Genomic DNA, 16,505 nt, shown 5'->3' with positions numbered 1-16,505 from the left:
TATATCGAGCGGTTCTACAACCCGTTCAGAAAACACTCCAAATTGGACTACCTCAGCCCGGTTCAATTCGAAGAGCGGCAGCGCTTAATGGGCTAGGCAAACCGTCCGGGAAACCGGGGGAAGCCCAGCGCTCCCTACATCCGGCATTCTTTCGATGTTGCTTTCATCGGGTGAATGCACATGGATCAGCATTTCCCTCTCGCTAAGAATAGCTGAAAAATCGGGGTACCCCTTCAGCGGCAGATTGAGTAGCCGCTTGTTCATCAGCTTGTTCAGCTCGCGCTTGGCTAACTCGGCTCTTGCTTCGTTCAGGTTGACCGTTCTTTCCAGGCTCGCGATCTCATCGTCATAGTTGATGGGTGCAGCTTGGGTGGCGTTCGCATCACTCTGCTCAAACACCTCAAGTTTGGTCTCCAGCCGTCCAAGGTAACGGTAGTATTCGTTCGGGCTGTACCGAATGGGGTTGTCCTTCAAAGAAGCCAGTTCACTCTGCAATTCCAGAATGCGTTGCTCATTCTGTGCGTGAATGGTTTTGACTTCGTCGATAAAGGGAAAGCCTTTTCGTCCTTTGATTACAGCCCTGATTTCTGTCAGCTCTCGCTGGAGACGGGCAATCACTTCATTAGCGAGGGGTGTTGGAAAGATGTCATCAGCACTTGTGTTGAACTGTTGAACTGGTCTGAGCGCATCTTCGGTTTCCTTCAAGGCGCTCGCATAGGACGGCCGTTCATCGATGAAGGCCTGCAGGCGTCGATTCTTGGCCTTGAGATTGAAAATCTGGCCCTCGATACGCTCGACTTCTCGTTGATGCTGGGTTGGTGTGGCGGGTGTGGTCACCAGATCACGAAGTACCGAGAATTGGGCATCATAGTTTTCTGGAATCTGCTGTATCACACCTAGTGAGTAGGCTTGGCTAGTAAGCGCGCTGACCTCATCGGAAAAGGCATGTGCCGACCTGGAGAGCAATTCGATCTTGCGCTCTTGGCGCGCCTTTTTTTGTTCGAGTTCTGCCAACCGATTCCTGGCGATGGCGGTGTCGACCGTCTCAGCGCCAATCGCCATGCGAAATGTTCGTGCAATCCCCTCTTGTACTCGCAAATCTGTTTGTCGGATGTACAGATAGTCGGGTGCGACGATAGTAGCCTGATCCTGATAGCTGAAGTTAACGAAATTCCGGAATGTGACCTTGGAATTTGCTCGGATCATTCTCCCGCCAAAAGGCATGCGAAGCTCGGGATCGATGCCAAAAGCGGATGTCAATATTTTCTTGAGATTATCAATCCGTGCGTTTAGGTGTGGTTTCTCTGGAATAACCCCATTGGGATCAAAAAAAGCAGACTCAGTCTCTTCATGGCTTTCAGAAGGCCGTGCGATCACCAGTTCGTTGTCATCTAACGAGAGCTTGATCCCATACCAATCAACTTTTGAATCGATGTTGGTTTTTGATATTCCTTTGGTCTGACTTGCCAAGAGGCAGTAGTCGATAATGTAGAGGATGGACGACTTGCCTTGTCCTGGGTCACCTGTGATGACGTTCACCCGATTGTGTTTAAAGTGCAGTTGCCTACGGATGCCGTTGCGCTGCCAGAGTATGACACTCGATATTTGTATATTGCTCACAGTGCGATCCTGAATGTCTGATAGAGATCTGCGCAGTCCTCCTTGAGAATATGGCCTAGTTTAGGGCCGCACTCGAGCATGTCTAAAGCGATCCCGCCAATTTTTGTGCTGTCTCTAGAAAATATTCGATTCTTGAGGATTAGAGCCTCATCATCGAGCTTTGCAAGGCCGACTTCTTGTGCCAGTACGATTGAGTTCAATGACGTAATGGTGAGATCTTCGAAACGTCCCCGCACAGTGGAAAATCCCAAGGGATTTGACATGAGCAAGTCCCGGCTGCCGAGTACAACGCTTCTCTTATTTTTCAGCACCGAACGCGTCGCTTTGTCGAAAAGTAATGGCAGTACCAGCATGATTTTGCCCACACTCAGGCGACCTGCTTCGGCATGTTCCAGCGCACTTTGGATTGCAACAACACCCAGTACTTCGTTTTGAGAAAGACGATTCATTTTTCGAACTTTTTTCGCCAGTCTTTGCGCCAGCCGATGCGCGGTTGATTCGAGAGCTTCATGAATTTTCCGCAACTCAAATTGATCGGCAGGCTCACATTGTCGGCCGTCAAGGCAGTCTGCATTGTTTTATCGTAGCAGTTCAAGGATGTCTCTTTATGTGAATTGTCATCGCCGTCGCCATAATTTTTTCCACGGTGCGCTTTATTGTGCAGAATCTTCCATGTTGATACTGCATCGTTTTCTAGGCGGTTGTTTTGAGTAGAGGTAAAGGTTCCCGCCACGCGTAGATCTTCTATAAAGCGCTCAGATAACATCATCTCGACGCCGCGATCAATGATTTCCTCGTTGTCCACGCCGATGTCTTCGAGTTGAACTCGAAATCGGCTGTCATTGAAAGAGAGCGTGTCGTCGCGCTGAAAGTGGTAGTAAATGTCCACGAATCTCGCGAAATCGGCGATTTCAGCGCGGGCGGTTCTGACAATTCGGTCGAAACCCATGGTCTTGTGGAAGTCGTCGAATCCAATGACGACCTTCTGACCCTGGACAATGGTCGAAAACTTTGACTCCTTGAAAGCGCCGATAACATGTTGCCTTGCGTCAACCAAGCAAGAGGCGGGAATGGCGACCTCTAGCAGTCGGTCCGCTATACGCCGCAGTACGGAGGTGTTGTCGGAATGAAATTCAAAGTTCTCGAATAGTTTTTTAAGCTCCTCGTCCGTGGCAGTCGCCACAATGCGGACATGCTTGGCGATCGGGTTAGCCGCATCACCTAGTTTTTTTAGAGCCTCAGCAGCTTCAACGGCCTCACGTGTATCGCGGACGTGCTTAATGATGGTCTGAAGATTTTTCCTCGGTGCTTTCAGCAGACTCACGAAGGGCTGGTCGTTAGGCGTCTTGTTCGTGTATAGCTGGAGGGTCAGTTTGCGATGACTGGGTAAGCCGGGAATGATGCCAAGCCAGTTGGCTAGCGTCTTCCAGAGGTCGATATCGCGGTCGGTGACGTTGCCTGGGTCGACCGAGTGCTTGACTTGAATAAGGACGAGGTCCTCGATTTCGCCATCTTCCGTCGCTGTCGCCACGTGGATGTCGTCGAATTTTTCGAGGCCCAAGGTCTGTGAGGGGCTAAGGCGTATGAGCTTCTCGACAAATACCAGGTCCTGGAATTCAAAACCTAAAGCGCTTTTGTCCGCCGCAACCTTGTCTGAATGGTTCATACCACTTCATTGTTTGGTTTATGTGCCGCAGGTATCCAAATAGGCTCCTGCACCCCAGGGTGTTTGCCTACGCTCTGTAAACGGTAGTGCAATGCTATGGTATCTAAATGTATGCGACTCGAGTGCATTAGGCTGATAGCCATTCTGTACCGGACTACTCCAGTCTAGTAGGCAATCCCAAACCTCAATCCGAGGTGTTTCAACCCTCTCAGGGCTGCTTCCGACAAGATGGCCCCCGCTTGTCTCAACCGGCCTTACCCAGATCCGCTGGCCAATCACTTGCGACCGCTCCCTTTCGCCCATTGACGGATGCCTGTGTTGGCTCTTGAACGCCCCTAGCTAGGTACCAAATTTCCTGATCGGGATTTAAGTACAGCCAGCAACGCTGTGCTTCCAATGACCGCTTGCATTTGATGCTGACTTACCCCCTCAGCAATGAAAGTCGCTTACTGGCCTAAACCAGTTGGTCAGAAGCCGTGGCATTGCTAGCCCCGGCCAGTGGCTGTCGTCGTAGCAATTGTTTGCCAGATAAGGAGGTGCCAAGGCGATTAAAACAAACCGCAACCCACCGACTGCTTTGGGACAGCGGCCAGCACTTACCCATCAGCGCCAGCAGCCCCTTCCACTCAAACCTTCGCGCGCAGCGCCACGGCCCCCCGCGCCAACTCGGTCACCTTCGCCCAATCCCCCTGCGCCAGCGCATCCCCCGGCACCAGCCAAGACCCGCCCACGCAGGCCACATTCCCCAGCGCCAGAAACTCCGCCGCATTGCCCGGCTGGATCCCGCCCGTGGGGCAGAAGACCACATCGCCGAACGGCCCCTGCCACGCCTTGAGCATGGCCAGGCCACCGGCCTGAACGGCGGGGAAGAATTTCAGCGCGTTGAAGCCCTCTTCCTGCGCCATCATGATCTCGCTGCCCGTTGCCACGCCGGGCAGCAGCGGCAGCCCCAGGTCGCGGCAGGCGCGGCCGACCGCGGGGGTGAAGCCCGGGCTCACCGCGAAACGGGCCCCGGCACGGGCGGCGGCCTGGGCGTCGGCCGCACTGCGCACGGTGCCGGCGCCGACCACCGCTTCGGGCACGTCGCGGGCGATGGCTTCCATGCAGGCCAGGGCCTGCGGGGTGCGCAGCGTCACCTCCAGCATGCGGATGCCGCCAGCCACCAGGGCGCGGGCCATGGGCACGGCGTGGGCCACATCGTTGAGCACGATGACCGGAATGACCGGCGCGTCGCGCATGACCTGCACGGCGGTGAAGGCCGCGTTGCCGTGGTTCTGGTTGGTGTCGTCGTCGTTCACAGCCACGAGCAGGCTCCCTCTTCTGCGCTGAGCGCGTTGCGCCGGAATCCGGCAAACAGTTCACGGCCCCAGCCGTGGGCGTTGTCTTCGGCCTGTGCGGGCGGCAGCACGGCGGGCGTGCGGGCCTGCCAGGTGGCGGCATCGACCAGCACGTCGAGCGTGCCTGCCACGGCGTCCAGCCGGATGACGTCGCCGTCCTGCACCCGCGCCAGCGCGCCGCCGGCGTTGGCTTCGGGCGAGACGTGGATGGCGGCGGGCACCTTGCCCGATGCGCCGCTCATGCGGCCATCGGTCACCAGCGCCACGCGGTAGCCCTTGCCTTGCAGCACGGCCAGCGGCGGGGTCAGCTTGTGCAGCTCGGGCATGCCGTTGGCCTGCGGGCCTTGCCAGCGCACCACGCAGATCACGTCGCGGTCCAGCTGCCCGGCCTGGAAGGCGGCCTGCAGTTCGGCCTGCGAGCCGAACACGGCGGCAGGCGCCTCGACCACGTGGCGGTCTTCCGGCACGGCAGAGACCTTGATCACGCTGCGCCCCAGGTTGCCCTGCAGCAGCTTGAGGCCGCCGGTGGCGCTGAACGGCGCGGTGGCCGGGCGCAGCACGCCGTCGTCGCCGCTGACGCCGATGTCGGTCCAGCCCAGGCGCCCTTCGGCGTCGCCATGGGGCAGCCGGGTGTATTCGCGGATGCCGCCGGGCCGCACGGTGAGCACGTCTTCGTGCATCAGGCCGGCATCGAGCAGTTCGCGCAGCACGTAGCCCGGGCCGCCCGCGGCCTGGAACTGGTTCACGTCGGCGCTGCCGTTGGGGTACACGCGGGCCAGCAGCGGTACGGCGTGCGACAGCGCGGCGAAGTCGTCCCAGTCGATGACGATGCCGGCCGCACGCGCCACGGCCACCCAGTGGATGAGGTGGTTGGTGGAGCCGCCCGTGGCGAGCAAGGCCGACATGGCGTTGACGATGGCGCGCTCGTCGATGACCTTGCCGATGGGCGGGCACGCGGGGCCGAGCACGGTGCGCGCGGCCTCGCGGGTCAGCTCCTGCCGCAGCGCCTGGCCGGGGTTGATGAAGGCGGTGCCGGGCACGTGCAGGCCCATGGCTTCCAGCAGCATCTGGTTGCTGTTGGCGGTGCCGTAGAACGTGCAGGTGCCCTCGCTGTGGTACGCGGCGGATTCGGCAGCCAGCAGTTCGGCGCGGCCCACCAGGCCTTGCGCGGCCTGCTCGCGCACCTTGGCCTTGGCGTTGTTCGACAGGCCCGAGGTCATGGGGCCGGCCGGCACGAAGACGGTGGGCAGGTGGCCGAACTGCAGCGCGCCGATGAGCAGGCCGGGCACGATCTTGTCGCACACGCCCAGCATGAGCGCGGCGTCGAACACGTCATGGCTCAGGGACACCGCCGTGGCCATGGCGATCACATCGCGGCTGAACAGGCTCAGTTCCATGCCGGGCGTGCCCTGCGTGACGCCGTCGCACATGGCGGGCACCCCGCCGGCGACCTGCGCGGTGGCGCCGTGCTTTCGGACTTCGTCCTTGATCAGATCGGGGTAATGCTGCAGCGGCGCGTGGGCCGAGAGCATGTCGTTGTAGGCATTGACGATGCCAACGTTGGGTGCCTTCTGGGCCACCACGCGCAGCTTGTCGCTGCCGGGCATGCCGGCGAAGGCGTGCGCCACGTTGGCGCAGCCCAGGCGGTCGGCGCCGCGGTCGCGGTGGGCATGGGCTTCGAGCTGGGCAAGGTAGGCGGCGCGGGTGGGCGCGCTGCGCTCGCGGATGCGCCGGGTAACGGCTTCAACGGTGTCGTGGATGGGCATGCTGGCGGGTGTTGGCAACGGGCTGGCGGAGCGCCCATGGTAAACCCGCAGGCCGCTCCGTCTGTAGGCAAAGGGCATGTGTCGGCCCGCCCCGGCCCGTGGCCGCGGGGCGAGCCCATGCGTGCCGGGTTACTGGGCGCCGCGCGCCTGCTTGACGGCCGCGTTCACCGCGTCCCAGGTTTCCTGGCCGACCGATTTGGCGATGCCGGTGTTCACGCTGGCGAGCTTTTCGCGCATGCGGTTGGCTTCCGAGCCGGGCAGCTCGTTGACCTGCATGCCCTTGGTCTTGAGGTCGGCCAGGGCCTTGGCGGCTTCTTCGCGCGTGTCCTTGCGCTCGAAGTCGCGGCTCTTGACGGCGGCGTCCTGCAGCACCTTCTTTTCCGCGGCGGAGAGGGTGTCCCACCACTTCTTGCTGACGGTGACGATCCACGGGCTGTACACGTGGTTGGTCACCGTGAGGTACTTCTGCACTTCGTAGAACTTGCTGGACACCACCGTGTTGAACGGGTTCTCCTGGCCATCGACCGCGCGCGTTTCCAGGGCGGTGAACAGTTCCGAGAACGGCAGCGGCACGGCGTTGGCGCCCAGGGCCTTGAAGCTGTCCAGGAACACGTTGTTCTGCATCACGCGCAGCTTGATGTCGCCCAGGTCTTCCAGCTTGCTGACGGGGCGCTTGCTGTTGGTGAGGTTGCGAAAGCCGTTCTCCCAGTAGACCAGCCCGACCATGCCCTTGGGCTCCAGCTTGGCCTTGACCTTTTCGCCGACCGGGCCGTCGAGCACGGCGTCGGCCTCCTTCACGTTGTTGAAGAGGAATGGCGTGTCCCACACGGCCATCTCGGGCACGATGCCCACCAGCGTGGCGGTCGAGCCCACCATCATCTCCTGCGCGCCGCCGATCAGCGCCTGCTGCATCTGGGTGTCGGAGCCCAGGGCGGCGTTGCCGATGGTGCGCACCTTCATCTTGCCGCCGGAGGCCTTCTCGACCTCCTGCGCGAACAGGCGCGCCGCGCGGCCCTGGTTGGAATCGTCGACCAGGCCATAGCCGAAGCGCACGAGGCGCGGCTTGAAGTCCTGGGCCTGGGCGGCCCCGGCGGCCACCAGTGCGGCCACCAGGCCGGCGAGAGCGAAACGGATGCGCATGCTTGTCTCCTTGTATTGAAAGCGCTGAATAGAGAGGGAAAACGAAACCATCGGAAATCGGGGCCGGCGGCGGCTCAATGCAGCCAGCGCAGCGGGCCGGTGATGAGCACCGGGAACAGCACGAACAGCACCAGCAGCACCACGTACATCAGCAGGAACGGCGTGGTGCCCTTGATGACGGTCTCCATGCGCAGACCGCCCACCCCCGCCACCACGTTCTGCACCGTGCCGACCGGCGGGGTGATGAGCCCGAGCGATCCCACATAGATGAACATGAAGCCGAAGTACACCGGATCGATGCCGGCCTTCACCGCCAGCGGCAGGCACACCGGCCCGAAGATCAGGATGGTGGGCGTCAGGTCCATGGCCGTGCCCACGACGAGCAGGAACAGCATCATCAGCGCCATGAACACGATGGGATTGCCCATCACGCCGGAGAAGCTGTCCGCCAGCATGGCGGGCAGGTCGGCCAGGGTGATCATGTAGGCCGTCACGGTGGCCGCGCCGCACAGGAACATCACCACGGCGGTGGTCTTGCCCGCGGCCAGGAACACCTCGTACAACTGGGCCCAGGTGAGTTCGCGGTAGACGAACATCGACACGAACAGGGCGTAGACCGCGGCCACCACGGCGGCTTCGGTCGGCGTGAAGATGCCGCCCTTGAGCCCGCCCAGGATGATGACCGGCATCATCATGGCCCAGAAGCTGTTGACCAGCGCCTTCATGCGCGCACCCCATTCCACGCGCTCCATGGACGGCAGCTGGTGCTTGCGGGCGATCCACCACCAGGCCAGGACCAGGAAGATGCCCATCATCAGGCCGGGAAACACGCCGGCCAGGAACAGCTTGCTGATGGAGGTGTTGGTCGTCACCCCGTAGATCACGAACGGCATCGACGGTGGAATGATGGGCGCGATGATGCCGCCCGATGCCAGCAGGCCCGCGCTGTAGCTGGGCGGGTAGTTCTGCTGGCGCATCATGGGCAGCAGGATGGTGGCCAGGGCCGCGGTGTCGGCGATGGCCGAGCCGCTCATCGAGGCCAGCAGCACCGCGGCGCCGATGGCCACGAAACCCAGGCCCCCGCGGATGTGCCCCACGAAGGCGCGCGCCAGGTCGATGATGCGGCGCGACAGCCCGCCCGCATTCATCAGCTCGCCCGCCAGGATGAAGAAGGGCACCGCCAGCAGCGGAAAGTTGTCGAAGCCGGCCTGCAGGTTCTGCGCGAGCAGCTGCGAGTCGAAGAAGTCCAGGTGCCACATCAGGGCCACGCCCGTCAGCACCAGCGCGTGGGCGATCGGCATGCCGATCACCATGCCGCCGATGAGCACCAGCAGAAAAATCGCGGTCACGATCATGTCCGGCCCCTTATTCGATGTCGCCCGCCGGGCCGGCCGGCGTGGGCGGCTCGCCGCGCAGCAGGTCGAACACCAGGGCCACCAGCAGGCCGGCCGCCAGCACCAGCGTGGCGGCTGCGGCCAGCGCCAGCGGGTAGCCGAGCACCGTGCTGTAGCTTCTCATGCCGGCCACCACCTGCTCCCAGGAGCCCTTCAGCAGCAGCACCATGCACACCGCCACGAGCAACTGGCTCACCCAGAACAGGCCCTTGCGCGCCCCGCCCTTCACGCGCGAGGTGAGCATGTCGAAGCCCAGGTGCTTGCCTTCGAAGGCCGCGACGATGGAGCCCACCGCGACCAGCCACACGAACAGCAGGCGCGAGACCTCTTCGTACGACACGATGCTGGTGTGGAACACATAGCGCAGCACCACGTTGACGAACACCGCCACCACCATGCCGGCGAGCGCCAGCACCATGAACAGCTCGGCCAGCCGCTGCAGCGCCGGCTTGCGGCGGGGGGGCGCGTGCGGGAAAGAAGACGGGGCGGACGGGGCGGCCTGATCCCTCGTCGGCGGCTGCGGAATGCTCATGCGTTGTCTCCTGCCGCTGTGTCGCGGCCTGTTTTCTCGGGGGTGAAAGCCTCGGGGCCGCGCACCCAGGCCACTGCGTCCTGCACCAGCGTGGCGATGGGCTGCGTGGCATCGAGCGTCAGCACACCGGGTTCGCCCTCGGGCGATTCCAGCGTGGCGAACTGGTCGGCCACCAAGGCGGGCGAAAAGAAGTGGCCGGGCCGCGACTGCACGCGCACCAGCGCTTCGTCATAGCCCAGCTTCAGGAAGACGAAGCCGAGCGCCGGGTGCGCCTCGCGCAGGCGGTCCCGGTACTTGCGGCGCAGCGCGGAGCAGGTCAGCACCACGCCCGGCCCGCCTTCGCTGGAGTCCAGCAGTCGGGCCAGGCGGCCGAGCCAGCCGGCGCGGTCGGCATCGGTCAGCGGCGTGCCGGCCCGCATCTTGGCGATGTTCTCGGGGGCGTGGTAGGCGTCGCCTTCGTGCAGCGTCCAGCCCAGGGCCTGCGCGCAGGACTCGCCGACGCTGGACTTGCCGCAGCCCGACACGCCCATCACGACGATGGCCTGCGGGCGAAACATTGAGATAGCGCTATCCATTGAATTCGAAGAAATGCGGTGGGGCATGGCGCCGCACCGCGGGTGGTTGGGCCGGGTTTGCCGCACGCTACAGCGCCATCTGTCGCCGCATGCTTGTTTACCCTGTGAAAGATAGCGCTATCTTAGGAAACAATGCCACCCAGACTGCTCCGGATTAACCCTTGACCGACGCCACCCGCCGCCCCCGCCGTTCCAGCGGCCGCATCACGCTCGACGACGTGGCGCGCGATGCCGCCGTGAGCCCGATCACCGTCTCGCGCGTGCTGCGCGGCGAACGCAGCGTGGACGCGCAACTGGCCGAGCGCGTGCGCGCCTCGGCCGACCGCCTGGGCTACGTGCCCGATCCGGCGGCGCGCGCCCTCGCCTCCCAGCGCAGCACCCAGGTGCTGGTGCTGGTGCCCATGCTGTCCAACACGCTCTTCGTCGATCTGCTGGAGGCGGTGCACCGCACGCTGTTCCCCGAGGGCTTTCACCCGCTCATCGGCGTGACCCACTACGACACCACCGAAGAAGAGCTGCTGCTGCGCACCTACCTGCCCCACCGGCCCGCCGGCCTGCTGGTCACCGGGTTCGACCGCAGCGAAACCGCCCGCCAGCTCATCGCCCGCAGCGGCGTGCCCTGCGTGCACCTGATGGAGACCAGCACGGCGCCGGACGTCGCCTGCGTGGGCTTTTCGCAGACCGATGCGGGCGCGGCCATCACCCGCCACCTGCTGGACCGGGGCCGCCGCCGCATCGCCTTCTGCGCCGCCCAGCTGGACCCGCGCACGCTGCAGCGCGCCGAGGGCTACCGCCGCTGCCTGCGCGAGGCGGGCCTGTACGACCCGGCGCTGGAGGTGCTCAGCCCGGAGCGCTCGTCGGTCGCACTGGGCGCGCGGCTGTTCGAAGAGGTGGTGCGCCGCATGCCCGGCGTGGATGCCATCTTCTTTTGCAACGACGACATCGCCCAGGGCGGGCTGCTGGCGGCCAACCGGCTGGGGGTGGCGGTGCCCGGGCGGATCGCGGTGGCCGGGTTCAACGACCTGGAGGGCAGCGACCAGATGGTGCCGCCGCTGACCACCGTGCGCACGCCGCGCGCCGAAGTCGGGCGCGCCGGCGCGGCGATGCTGCTCGGGCTGATGCGCGGCGCGCCCACCGGGCCGGGATGCGTCGAGCTGGGCTACGAACTCGTCGTGCGCGGCAGCACCTGATCACCGATCCAGCGCGGGGATGGCCAGCGGTGCGCCGCGCTGGTGCGCATCCAGAACGATCTGCGTGGTGAAGCTGCGCACGTTGGGGTCGTGCAGCAGGCACGCCTCGCAGAAGGCCTCGTAGGCCGCCAGGTCGGGCACGATGACGATCAGCACGTAGTCGACGCTGCCGGCCACGCCGTAGCATTGCTGCACCTCGCCGCGCTGTCCCACGGTCTCGCGGAAGGCCCGCGTGGCGCGTGCCGACTCGTCGATCAGGTCGACCTGCACGATGGCCGTGATGCCCAGGCCCAGCCGGGTGCAATCGAGCTGGGCGGTCTCGGCCTGGATGACGCCCGCCTCGCGCAGGCGCTTCAACCGCCGTTGCACTGCGGCGGCGGACAGGCCGACGCGCGCTCCGATCTGCTCGCTGGGCACGCGGGTGTCCCGCTGGTAGAGGTCGAGGATCTGGCGGTCGAAGGCGTCGAGGGGCATGGCGTCGAAGGGTTGCACGAAGGCCGCGTAGAAGGCGCCCACAATGCGGCGAAGCGGTGCTGGCGGGGGCGCAATCGCGGCCCGGCCCACCGCACCGGTTCGCATACTTCGGGCATGACCATTATCGACACCCCCCACCGCCTCTCGCTGCGCAACATCGAGCGCGCGGCCTCCCTCATCGACCCCGTGTTTCTCCACAGCCCGCAGTACGAATGCGAGCCGCTCAGCCAGGCGCTGGGCGCCGCCCTGACGCTCAAGGTCGAAACGCTGAACCCGCTGCGCTCGTTCAAGGGGCGCGGCGCCGACTTCTTCCTCAAGGACAACGCGGCGGCGCTGGCCGGCCGGCCCCTGGTCTGCGCCACGGCCGGCAACTGGGGGCAGGCCATGGCCTATGTGTGCCGCGCCCGCGGCTGGCCGCTGGTGGTCTATACCGCCACCACGGCCAATGCCTTCAAGGTCGATCGCATGCGTGCGATGGGCGCCGAGGTGCGCCTGCACAGCGACGACTTCGACACCGCCAAGGAAGAGGCCCGGCGCTTTTGCGCGTCCTCCGGCGCGCTGCTGGTCGAGGATGGGCTGGAGACCCAAATCAGCGAAGGCGCCGGCACCATCGCCCGCGAACTGCTGGCGCGCGATGCCTTCGATGCCCTGCTGGTGCCGCTGGGCAATGGCGCCCTGCTCAATGGCATGGGCCTGTGGACGAAGGCCCATGCGCCGGCCACGCGGGTGATCGGCGTTTGCGCGGAAGGCGCGGATGCCATGGCCGCCTCCTGGAGGGCGCGCCGGCTGATCGAGCGGCCCGCCACGCGGACCATCGCCGATGGCATCGCGGTCCGGCGCCCCGTGCCGCAGGCGCTGGACGACATGCAGGGTCTGGTGGACGACGTGCTGCTGGTGAGCGATGCGGCCATCCGGCGCGCCATGCAGCTGGTGTTTCAGACGGCCGGCTTGATGGTCGAGCCCGCCGGCATCGTCGGCGTGGCCGCGGTGATGGAACACCCTGCGTTGCGCTCGCAGAAGCTGGCGACCGTGCTGTGCGGCAGCAACCTCACCCCGCAGCAGATCGTGCAGTGGCTGCACTGAGGCCCCTTTAGAGAACGCGGCGCCCAAAGAAAAAGCCCGGCGGACCGGGCTTGCTGTCGAGGGATCGGAGGACGCGGCCGGCGGCCACCCCCTCCAGCCCGGCTCAAAGCGGTGCCAGCGTGACCTCGACGCGGCGGGCTTCGGCGTTGCTGCCGCCGGCCTGCGTGACGGCGGGCTTGCGCAGGTCGATCCTGTCTTCGGGCACGCCGGCCGTCTTGAGCGCGTCGCGCACGGCCAGGGCGCGGTCCTTGGCCAGCTGCGCGTTGGCGGCGGCGTCGCCCGTGGCATCGTGGTAACCGGAGACCACCACCGAGCGGCCTTCGGCCACGGCACGCGACACGTCGGCCAGGGCCGGTGCGGCACCGGGAGCCAGGTCCGCACGGCCCGTGGCGAAGTAGAAGCGGACCACGCCGCCATCCACCACCACGCGGGCCACTTCGTCCTCGGCCACCACCAGCGTGCCGGCGGGTGCGACCACCACGGCGGCGGGCTCGACCACCGGGGCGCGCGCCAGGCTGCGCTGCTTGTACACCGTCACGCCCACCACCGAGGACACCACCAGGGCAATCAACGCGAACAGGAACCCGAGGGCAAAACGTTGCTGGCTGTCGTCATCGGAACTGCTGAAGGCCATGGGAAGAACTCCGTAAAGTAAATAATGGGGGCTGAAGACAACCCGCGATTGTAGAGTCATGACGCCGCTGCCCGCCCCCTTGCGCGACCCCGCCCCCCTGCTCCAGCGCACCCTGGACGAATGGGGCGGCCAGGACGATCTGTGGATCTTCGGCTACGGCTCGCTGATCTGGCGGCCCGATTTCGACTTCGCCGAACAGCGCCCGGCCCGCGTGCACGGCTGGCACCGCGCCCTCAAGATGTGGAGCCGCATCAACCGCGGCACGCCCGAGCGGCCCGGCCTGGTGTTCGGCATGCTCTCGGGCGGCAGCTGCCGCGGCATGGTGTTCCGCGTGGACCGCGAGCACGCCCGCCAGACCATGGTCAACCTCTGGCAGCGCGAGATGGCGCTGGCGGTGTACGACCCGCGCTGGCTGCCGTGCCAGACGCCCCAGGGCACGGTGCGCGCCCTCGCCTTCACGCTGTCGCGCCGCAGCCCGAGCCACGCCGGCGTGCTGCCGGACGACGAATACCGCCGCATCTTCGAGCAGGCCACCGGCATCTACGGCACCACCCGCGACTACGCCCAGGCCACCTACGACGAACTGCGCCGCCTGGGCATCCACGACCGGGCGCTGGGCAAGCTGCTGGCGCTGGCGCCCGGCCACAAGCGCTGACCCGCGGCGCGCGCCGGGGCACAATCGCCCGATGAGCAGCAGCCCCCTTTCCTCCTCCATCGCCGACCTGCGCAAGAGCTACGAGCGCGCGGAACTCGGCGAAGACGCTTCCCTGGCCGACCCGCTGGCCCAGTTCGACCAGTGGCTGCAGCAGGCCCTGGCCGCCCAGGTGCCCGAGCCCAACGCCATGACCCTCGCCACCGTGGGGCCCGATCTTCGGCCCAGCACGCGCATCGTGCTGGTCAAGGGCTACGACGAGCGTGGCATCGTCTGGTTCACCAACTACGACAGCCGCAAGGGCCGGCAACTGGCGGGCAACCCGTTCGCGGCGCTGCAGTTCCATTGGGTGGAGCTGGAGCGCGTGGTGCGCATCGAAGGCACCGTGGAGAAGGTGGACGACGCCGAGAGCGACGCCTATTTCAAGAGCCGCCCGCTGGACTCGCGCATCGGCGCCTGGGCCAGCCCGCAAAGCCAGGTGATCCCCGGGCGCGGCGTGCTGGTGGCCAACGCGGCCAGGTACGGCGCGCAGTTTTTGCTCAGCCCGCCGCGCCCCCCGCACTGGGGCGGCTACCGCCTCAAGCCCGAGCAATGGGAGTTCTGGCAGGGCCGCAAGAGCCGGCTGCACGACCGGCTGCGCTACCGGGCCGATGGCGGCCAGTGGGTGCGCGAGCGCCTCGCGCCCTGACCGCCCGCGCCGGGCGCCGGCGCGCCGGCGCGTCGGCCCGGCCGACCGGGCGCCAGATCTCAGTGGAAGAACCGCTGCGCGACGACCAGCATGAGCGGCACCGTCACCAGCGCCAGCGCCGTGGACACGGCGATGCTGGCCGTCACCTCGTCCTGCATCGTGTCGTAGCGCTGCGTGAACAGGAACACATTGGCCCCCACCGGCAGCGATGCGGCCAGGAACATCACCGCCGTCGAGGTGCCGCCCAGGCCGAAGGCCCAGGCCAGCGCCAGCAGCAGCAACGGGTGCGCCAGGTTCTTGACCAGCGAAATGCGCAGCGCGTCGCGCGCATGGTGGCCCACCTTGCTGAACGCCAGCGTCACGCCCACCAGCAGCAGGGCCATGGGCCCGAGCGCCATGCCCAGCAGCTGCAGCGGCTTGTCCACCACCTCGGGCAGGTCCAGGCCGGTCTGCGCGAACAGCAACCCGGCCAGGATGGGCAGCGGCACCGGGTGCAGGATGCCGTTGCGCACCGCCTGCAGCACCGTGTGCAGCATGGGGCGCGGCGGGCTGCGGCCGTCGCGCTGGCTTTCATGCGCCTGCGCCAGCTCGAACACCACCGTGGCCGCCGTGAGCAGGATGAGCGCGTGCAGCGAGATCAGCGTGAACAGCGTCACCAGCCCTTCCTGGCCGTACACCAGCCCGACCAGCGGCACGCCGATCATGATGGTGTTGCTGAACATGCTGGCCAGGCCGAAGGCGGCCGAGCGGGTGGAGAACCCCATGACCGCCAGCGACACCACGAATACCAGCCCGGCCGCGAGAAAGTACAGGCCCACCGGCTCGAAGTTCAAGTCCTGCACCCGCGACGTGCCCATGGTGCGAAACAGCAGCGCGGGCGTGAGCACCAGGAACACCAAGTTGGACAGGTCCTTGACCGCCGAGGCCCGCACCCAGCCCAGCCGCCCCGCAAGAAAGCCGATGGCGATGAACAGGATCACCGGGATCATGGAGGCGAAGACGGGGGAGTTCACTGTACAGATAATAATCGAGAAAAATAATTGCTCGGCAATGGAGTATTAAAAACTGAATTTACTATTTGCCAGTTTTTTGAATATCACCCCATAGGGAGGTGGACGGAGTTGCGTCAATCATATATGACTTTCCAGTGCCCCTGCCAAGTTCAATAATCGAAACCCACTCCCGATTGCTTAACTTCCATAAAAAGTTATCTTTTTTTTGAGCGATTGGCTCCCCAAATCCTGTTAACATTAACTTTTGCACCAACTCCGATCCCATTTCACTATCTCTAAAGTGATACAAAATAGCTGAAACATTGAGTTTTGAATCAAAATAATAGGTGGCACCTGAAAAAACTGATCCGTTTTTAATTCGATAAGGAATATAGCCTACCTCTGGGTCCCAAGTTACCCCAGGCAGGCGCTTTTGCACCTCGTTAACGGATGTGCCTATGACTATACTGTCAAGACCCAGAGGGTAAGCACTACCAGCCACTAATGGTGATTTCATAGTGGCAATACTAAGTTCAGCGCGAGACTTTGCCAGTTCCTTTTTTATTTTCTCTAATTCTTCAGCAATCGCGCCGGCATTGGCTGAAAGTTCTGTTAATTTCTCCAACCTATTGGTTAATAGGGAGCCTCTCACAACCCCATGTTTGACGAATCCGAACAGGAATGAGTGGGCGCCAGCAGCCGTTTGAGCGTGATGAGGCCCAGCAGCGGTCTGCGCCTGGGTGCATGAGGGGCCTTGCAGGC

General features: G+C 64.4%; 18 protein-coding genes. 5 read left to right on the top strand and 13 right to left on the bottom strand.

Annotated elements, in window-relative coordinates:
- A partial coding sequence (locus tag AVMA1855_RS26665) for an IS3 family transposase (protein WP_349817088.1) occupies window positions 1-96 on the top strand: 96 nt, incomplete at its 5' end.
- Here AVMA1855_RS26665 and AVMA1855_RS25760 read toward each other — a convergent pair.
- The 9 genes from AVMA1855_RS25760 to AVMA1855_RS25720 all read right to left on the bottom strand — a co-directional run bounded on the left by AVMA1855_RS25760 (window position 85) and on the right by AVMA1855_RS25720 (window position 10,030).
- On the bottom strand, window positions 85-1,620 hold the full coding sequence (locus AVMA1855_RS25760) for a coiled-coil domain-containing protein (RefSeq protein WP_284427885.1): 1,536 nt from the start codon (window positions 1,618-1,620) through the stop codon (window positions 85-87). The two genes, AVMA1855_RS26665 and AVMA1855_RS25760, sit on opposite strands and share 12 nt — an antisense overlap.
- Entirely contained in the window at window positions 1,617-2,069 is a 453-nt protein-coding gene (locus AVMA1855_RS25755; protein ID WP_284427884.1) for a three component ABC system middle component, read from the bottom strand. The genes AVMA1855_RS25760 and AVMA1855_RS25755 overlap by 4 nt, the downstream gene beginning before the upstream one ends.
- Window positions 2,066-3,286: a hypothetical protein gene (locus AVMA1855_RS25750; protein WP_284427883.1), complete on the bottom strand. Its 1,221-nt coding sequence runs from the start codon at window positions 3,284-3,286 to the stop codon at window positions 2,066-2,068. The genes AVMA1855_RS25755 and AVMA1855_RS25750 overlap by 4 nt, the downstream gene beginning before the upstream one ends.
- Window positions 3,287-3,912: 626 nt before the next feature.
- Window positions 3,913-4,584 carry a bifunctional 4-hydroxy-2-oxoglutarate aldolase/2-dehydro-3-deoxy-phosphogluconate aldolase gene (eda, locus tag AVMA1855_RS25745; protein ID WP_284427887.1) on the bottom strand — a complete coding sequence of 224 codons (672 nt, stop codon included), beginning with the start codon at window positions 4,582-4,584 and terminating at the stop codon, window positions 3,913-3,915.
- Window positions 4,581-6,389 (bottom strand): phosphogluconate dehydratase, encoded by a 1,809-nt coding sequence (edd, locus tag AVMA1855_RS25740; RefSeq protein ID WP_284427882.1) that lies wholly within the window; start codon window positions 6,387-6,389, stop codon window positions 4,581-4,583. The genes eda and edd overlap by 4 nt, the downstream gene beginning before the upstream one ends.
- A 129-nt stretch (window positions 6,390-6,518) precedes the next feature.
- Window positions 6,519-7,529 (bottom strand): TRAP transporter substrate-binding protein, encoded by a 1,011-nt coding sequence (locus tag AVMA1855_RS25735; protein WP_284427881.1) that lies wholly within the window; start codon window positions 7,527-7,529, stop codon window positions 6,519-6,521.
- Between the two features lie 74 nt (window positions 7,530-7,603).
- A complete protein-coding gene (locus tag AVMA1855_RS25730; protein ID WP_284402006.1) occupies window positions 7,604-8,884 on the bottom strand; it encodes a TRAP transporter large permease in 1,281 nt (426 codons plus the stop codon).
- Window positions 8,885-8,894: 10 nt separating this feature from the next.
- On the bottom strand, window positions 8,895-9,341 hold the full coding sequence (locus AVMA1855_RS25725) for a TRAP transporter small permease (RefSeq protein WP_284427886.1): 447 nt from the start codon (window positions 9,339-9,341) through the stop codon (window positions 8,895-8,897).
- A 110-nt stretch (window positions 9,342-9,451) separates the two neighbouring features.
- A complete protein-coding gene (locus AVMA1855_RS25720) occupies window positions 9,452-10,030 on the bottom strand; it encodes a gluconokinase (RefSeq protein ID WP_502870383.1) in 579 nt (192 codons plus the stop codon).
- A gap of 161 nt (window positions 10,031-10,191) precedes the next feature.
- On the opposite strand from AVMA1855_RS25720, the gene gntR reads away from it, so the two are divergent.
- The gene (gntR, locus tag AVMA1855_RS25715; protein ID WP_272563695.1) at window positions 10,192-11,220 is read left to right on the top strand and encodes an HTH-type transcriptional regulator GntR; all 1,029 of its coding nucleotides are present in this window, start codon (window positions 10,192-10,194) and stop codon (window positions 11,218-11,220) included.
- Here the strand turns inward: gntR and AVMA1855_RS25710 are convergent, their stop codons facing one another.
- A complete protein-coding gene (locus AVMA1855_RS25710; RefSeq protein WP_284427879.1) occupies window positions 11,221-11,694 on the bottom strand; it encodes an Lrp/AsnC family transcriptional regulator in 474 nt (157 codons plus the stop codon). It abuts the gene before it with no gap.
- A gap of 114 nt (window positions 11,695-11,808) precedes the next feature.
- Here AVMA1855_RS25710 and AVMA1855_RS25705 point away from each other — a divergent pair, with 114 nt between their 5' ends.
- The gene (locus AVMA1855_RS25705) at window positions 11,809-12,777 is read left to right on the top strand and encodes a threonine ammonia-lyase (RefSeq protein ID WP_284427878.1); all 969 of its coding nucleotides are present in this window, start codon (window positions 11,809-11,811) and stop codon (window positions 12,775-12,777) included.
- 103 nt (window positions 12,778-12,880) lie between these two features.
- On the opposite strand, the gene AVMA1855_RS25700 is transcribed toward AVMA1855_RS25705, so the two are convergent.
- Window positions 12,881-13,411: an OmpA family protein gene (locus AVMA1855_RS25700; RefSeq protein ID WP_284427877.1), complete on the bottom strand. Its 531-nt coding sequence runs from the start codon at window positions 13,409-13,411 to the stop codon at window positions 12,881-12,883.
- Window positions 13,412-13,469: 58 nt separating this feature from the next.
- On the opposite strand from AVMA1855_RS25700, the gene AVMA1855_RS25695 reads away from it, so the two are divergent.
- Together AVMA1855_RS25695 and pdxH are read left to right on the top strand one after the other, a co-directional pair.
- Complete coding sequence (locus tag AVMA1855_RS25695) at window positions 13,470-14,066, top strand: gamma-glutamylcyclotransferase (RefSeq protein ID WP_284401998.1); 597 nt, start codon at window positions 13,470-13,472, stop codon at window positions 14,064-14,066.
- Window positions 14,067-14,097: 31 nt separating this feature from the next.
- Window positions 14,098-14,751 (top strand): pyridoxamine 5'-phosphate oxidase, encoded by a 654-nt coding sequence (gene pdxH / locus AVMA1855_RS25690; protein ID WP_284427876.1) that lies wholly within the window; start codon window positions 14,098-14,100, stop codon window positions 14,749-14,751.
- Window positions 14,752-14,810: 59 nt separating this feature from the next.
- Here the strand turns inward: pdxH and AVMA1855_RS25685 are convergent, their stop codons facing one another.
- Together AVMA1855_RS25685 and AVMA1855_RS25680 are read right to left on the bottom strand one after the other, a co-directional pair.
- On the bottom strand, window positions 14,811-15,764 hold the full coding sequence (locus AVMA1855_RS25685) for an AEC family transporter (RefSeq protein ID WP_284427875.1): 954 nt from the start codon (window positions 15,762-15,764) through the stop codon (window positions 14,811-14,813).
- A 61-nt stretch (window positions 15,765-15,825) separates the two neighbouring features.
- Window positions 15,826-16,505, bottom strand: a 680-nt coding sequence (locus AVMA1855_RS25680) for a hypothetical protein (RefSeq protein WP_284427874.1), incomplete at its 5' end; no start/stop codon positions are given.

This window comes from Acidovorax sp. SUPP1855, from assembly GCF_030158955.1.
Taxonomy (GTDB): domain Bacteria; phylum Pseudomonadota; class Gammaproteobacteria; order Burkholderiales; family Burkholderiaceae_C; genus Paracidovorax.
This window is presented reverse-complemented; position numbering and strand designations above follow the sequence as displayed.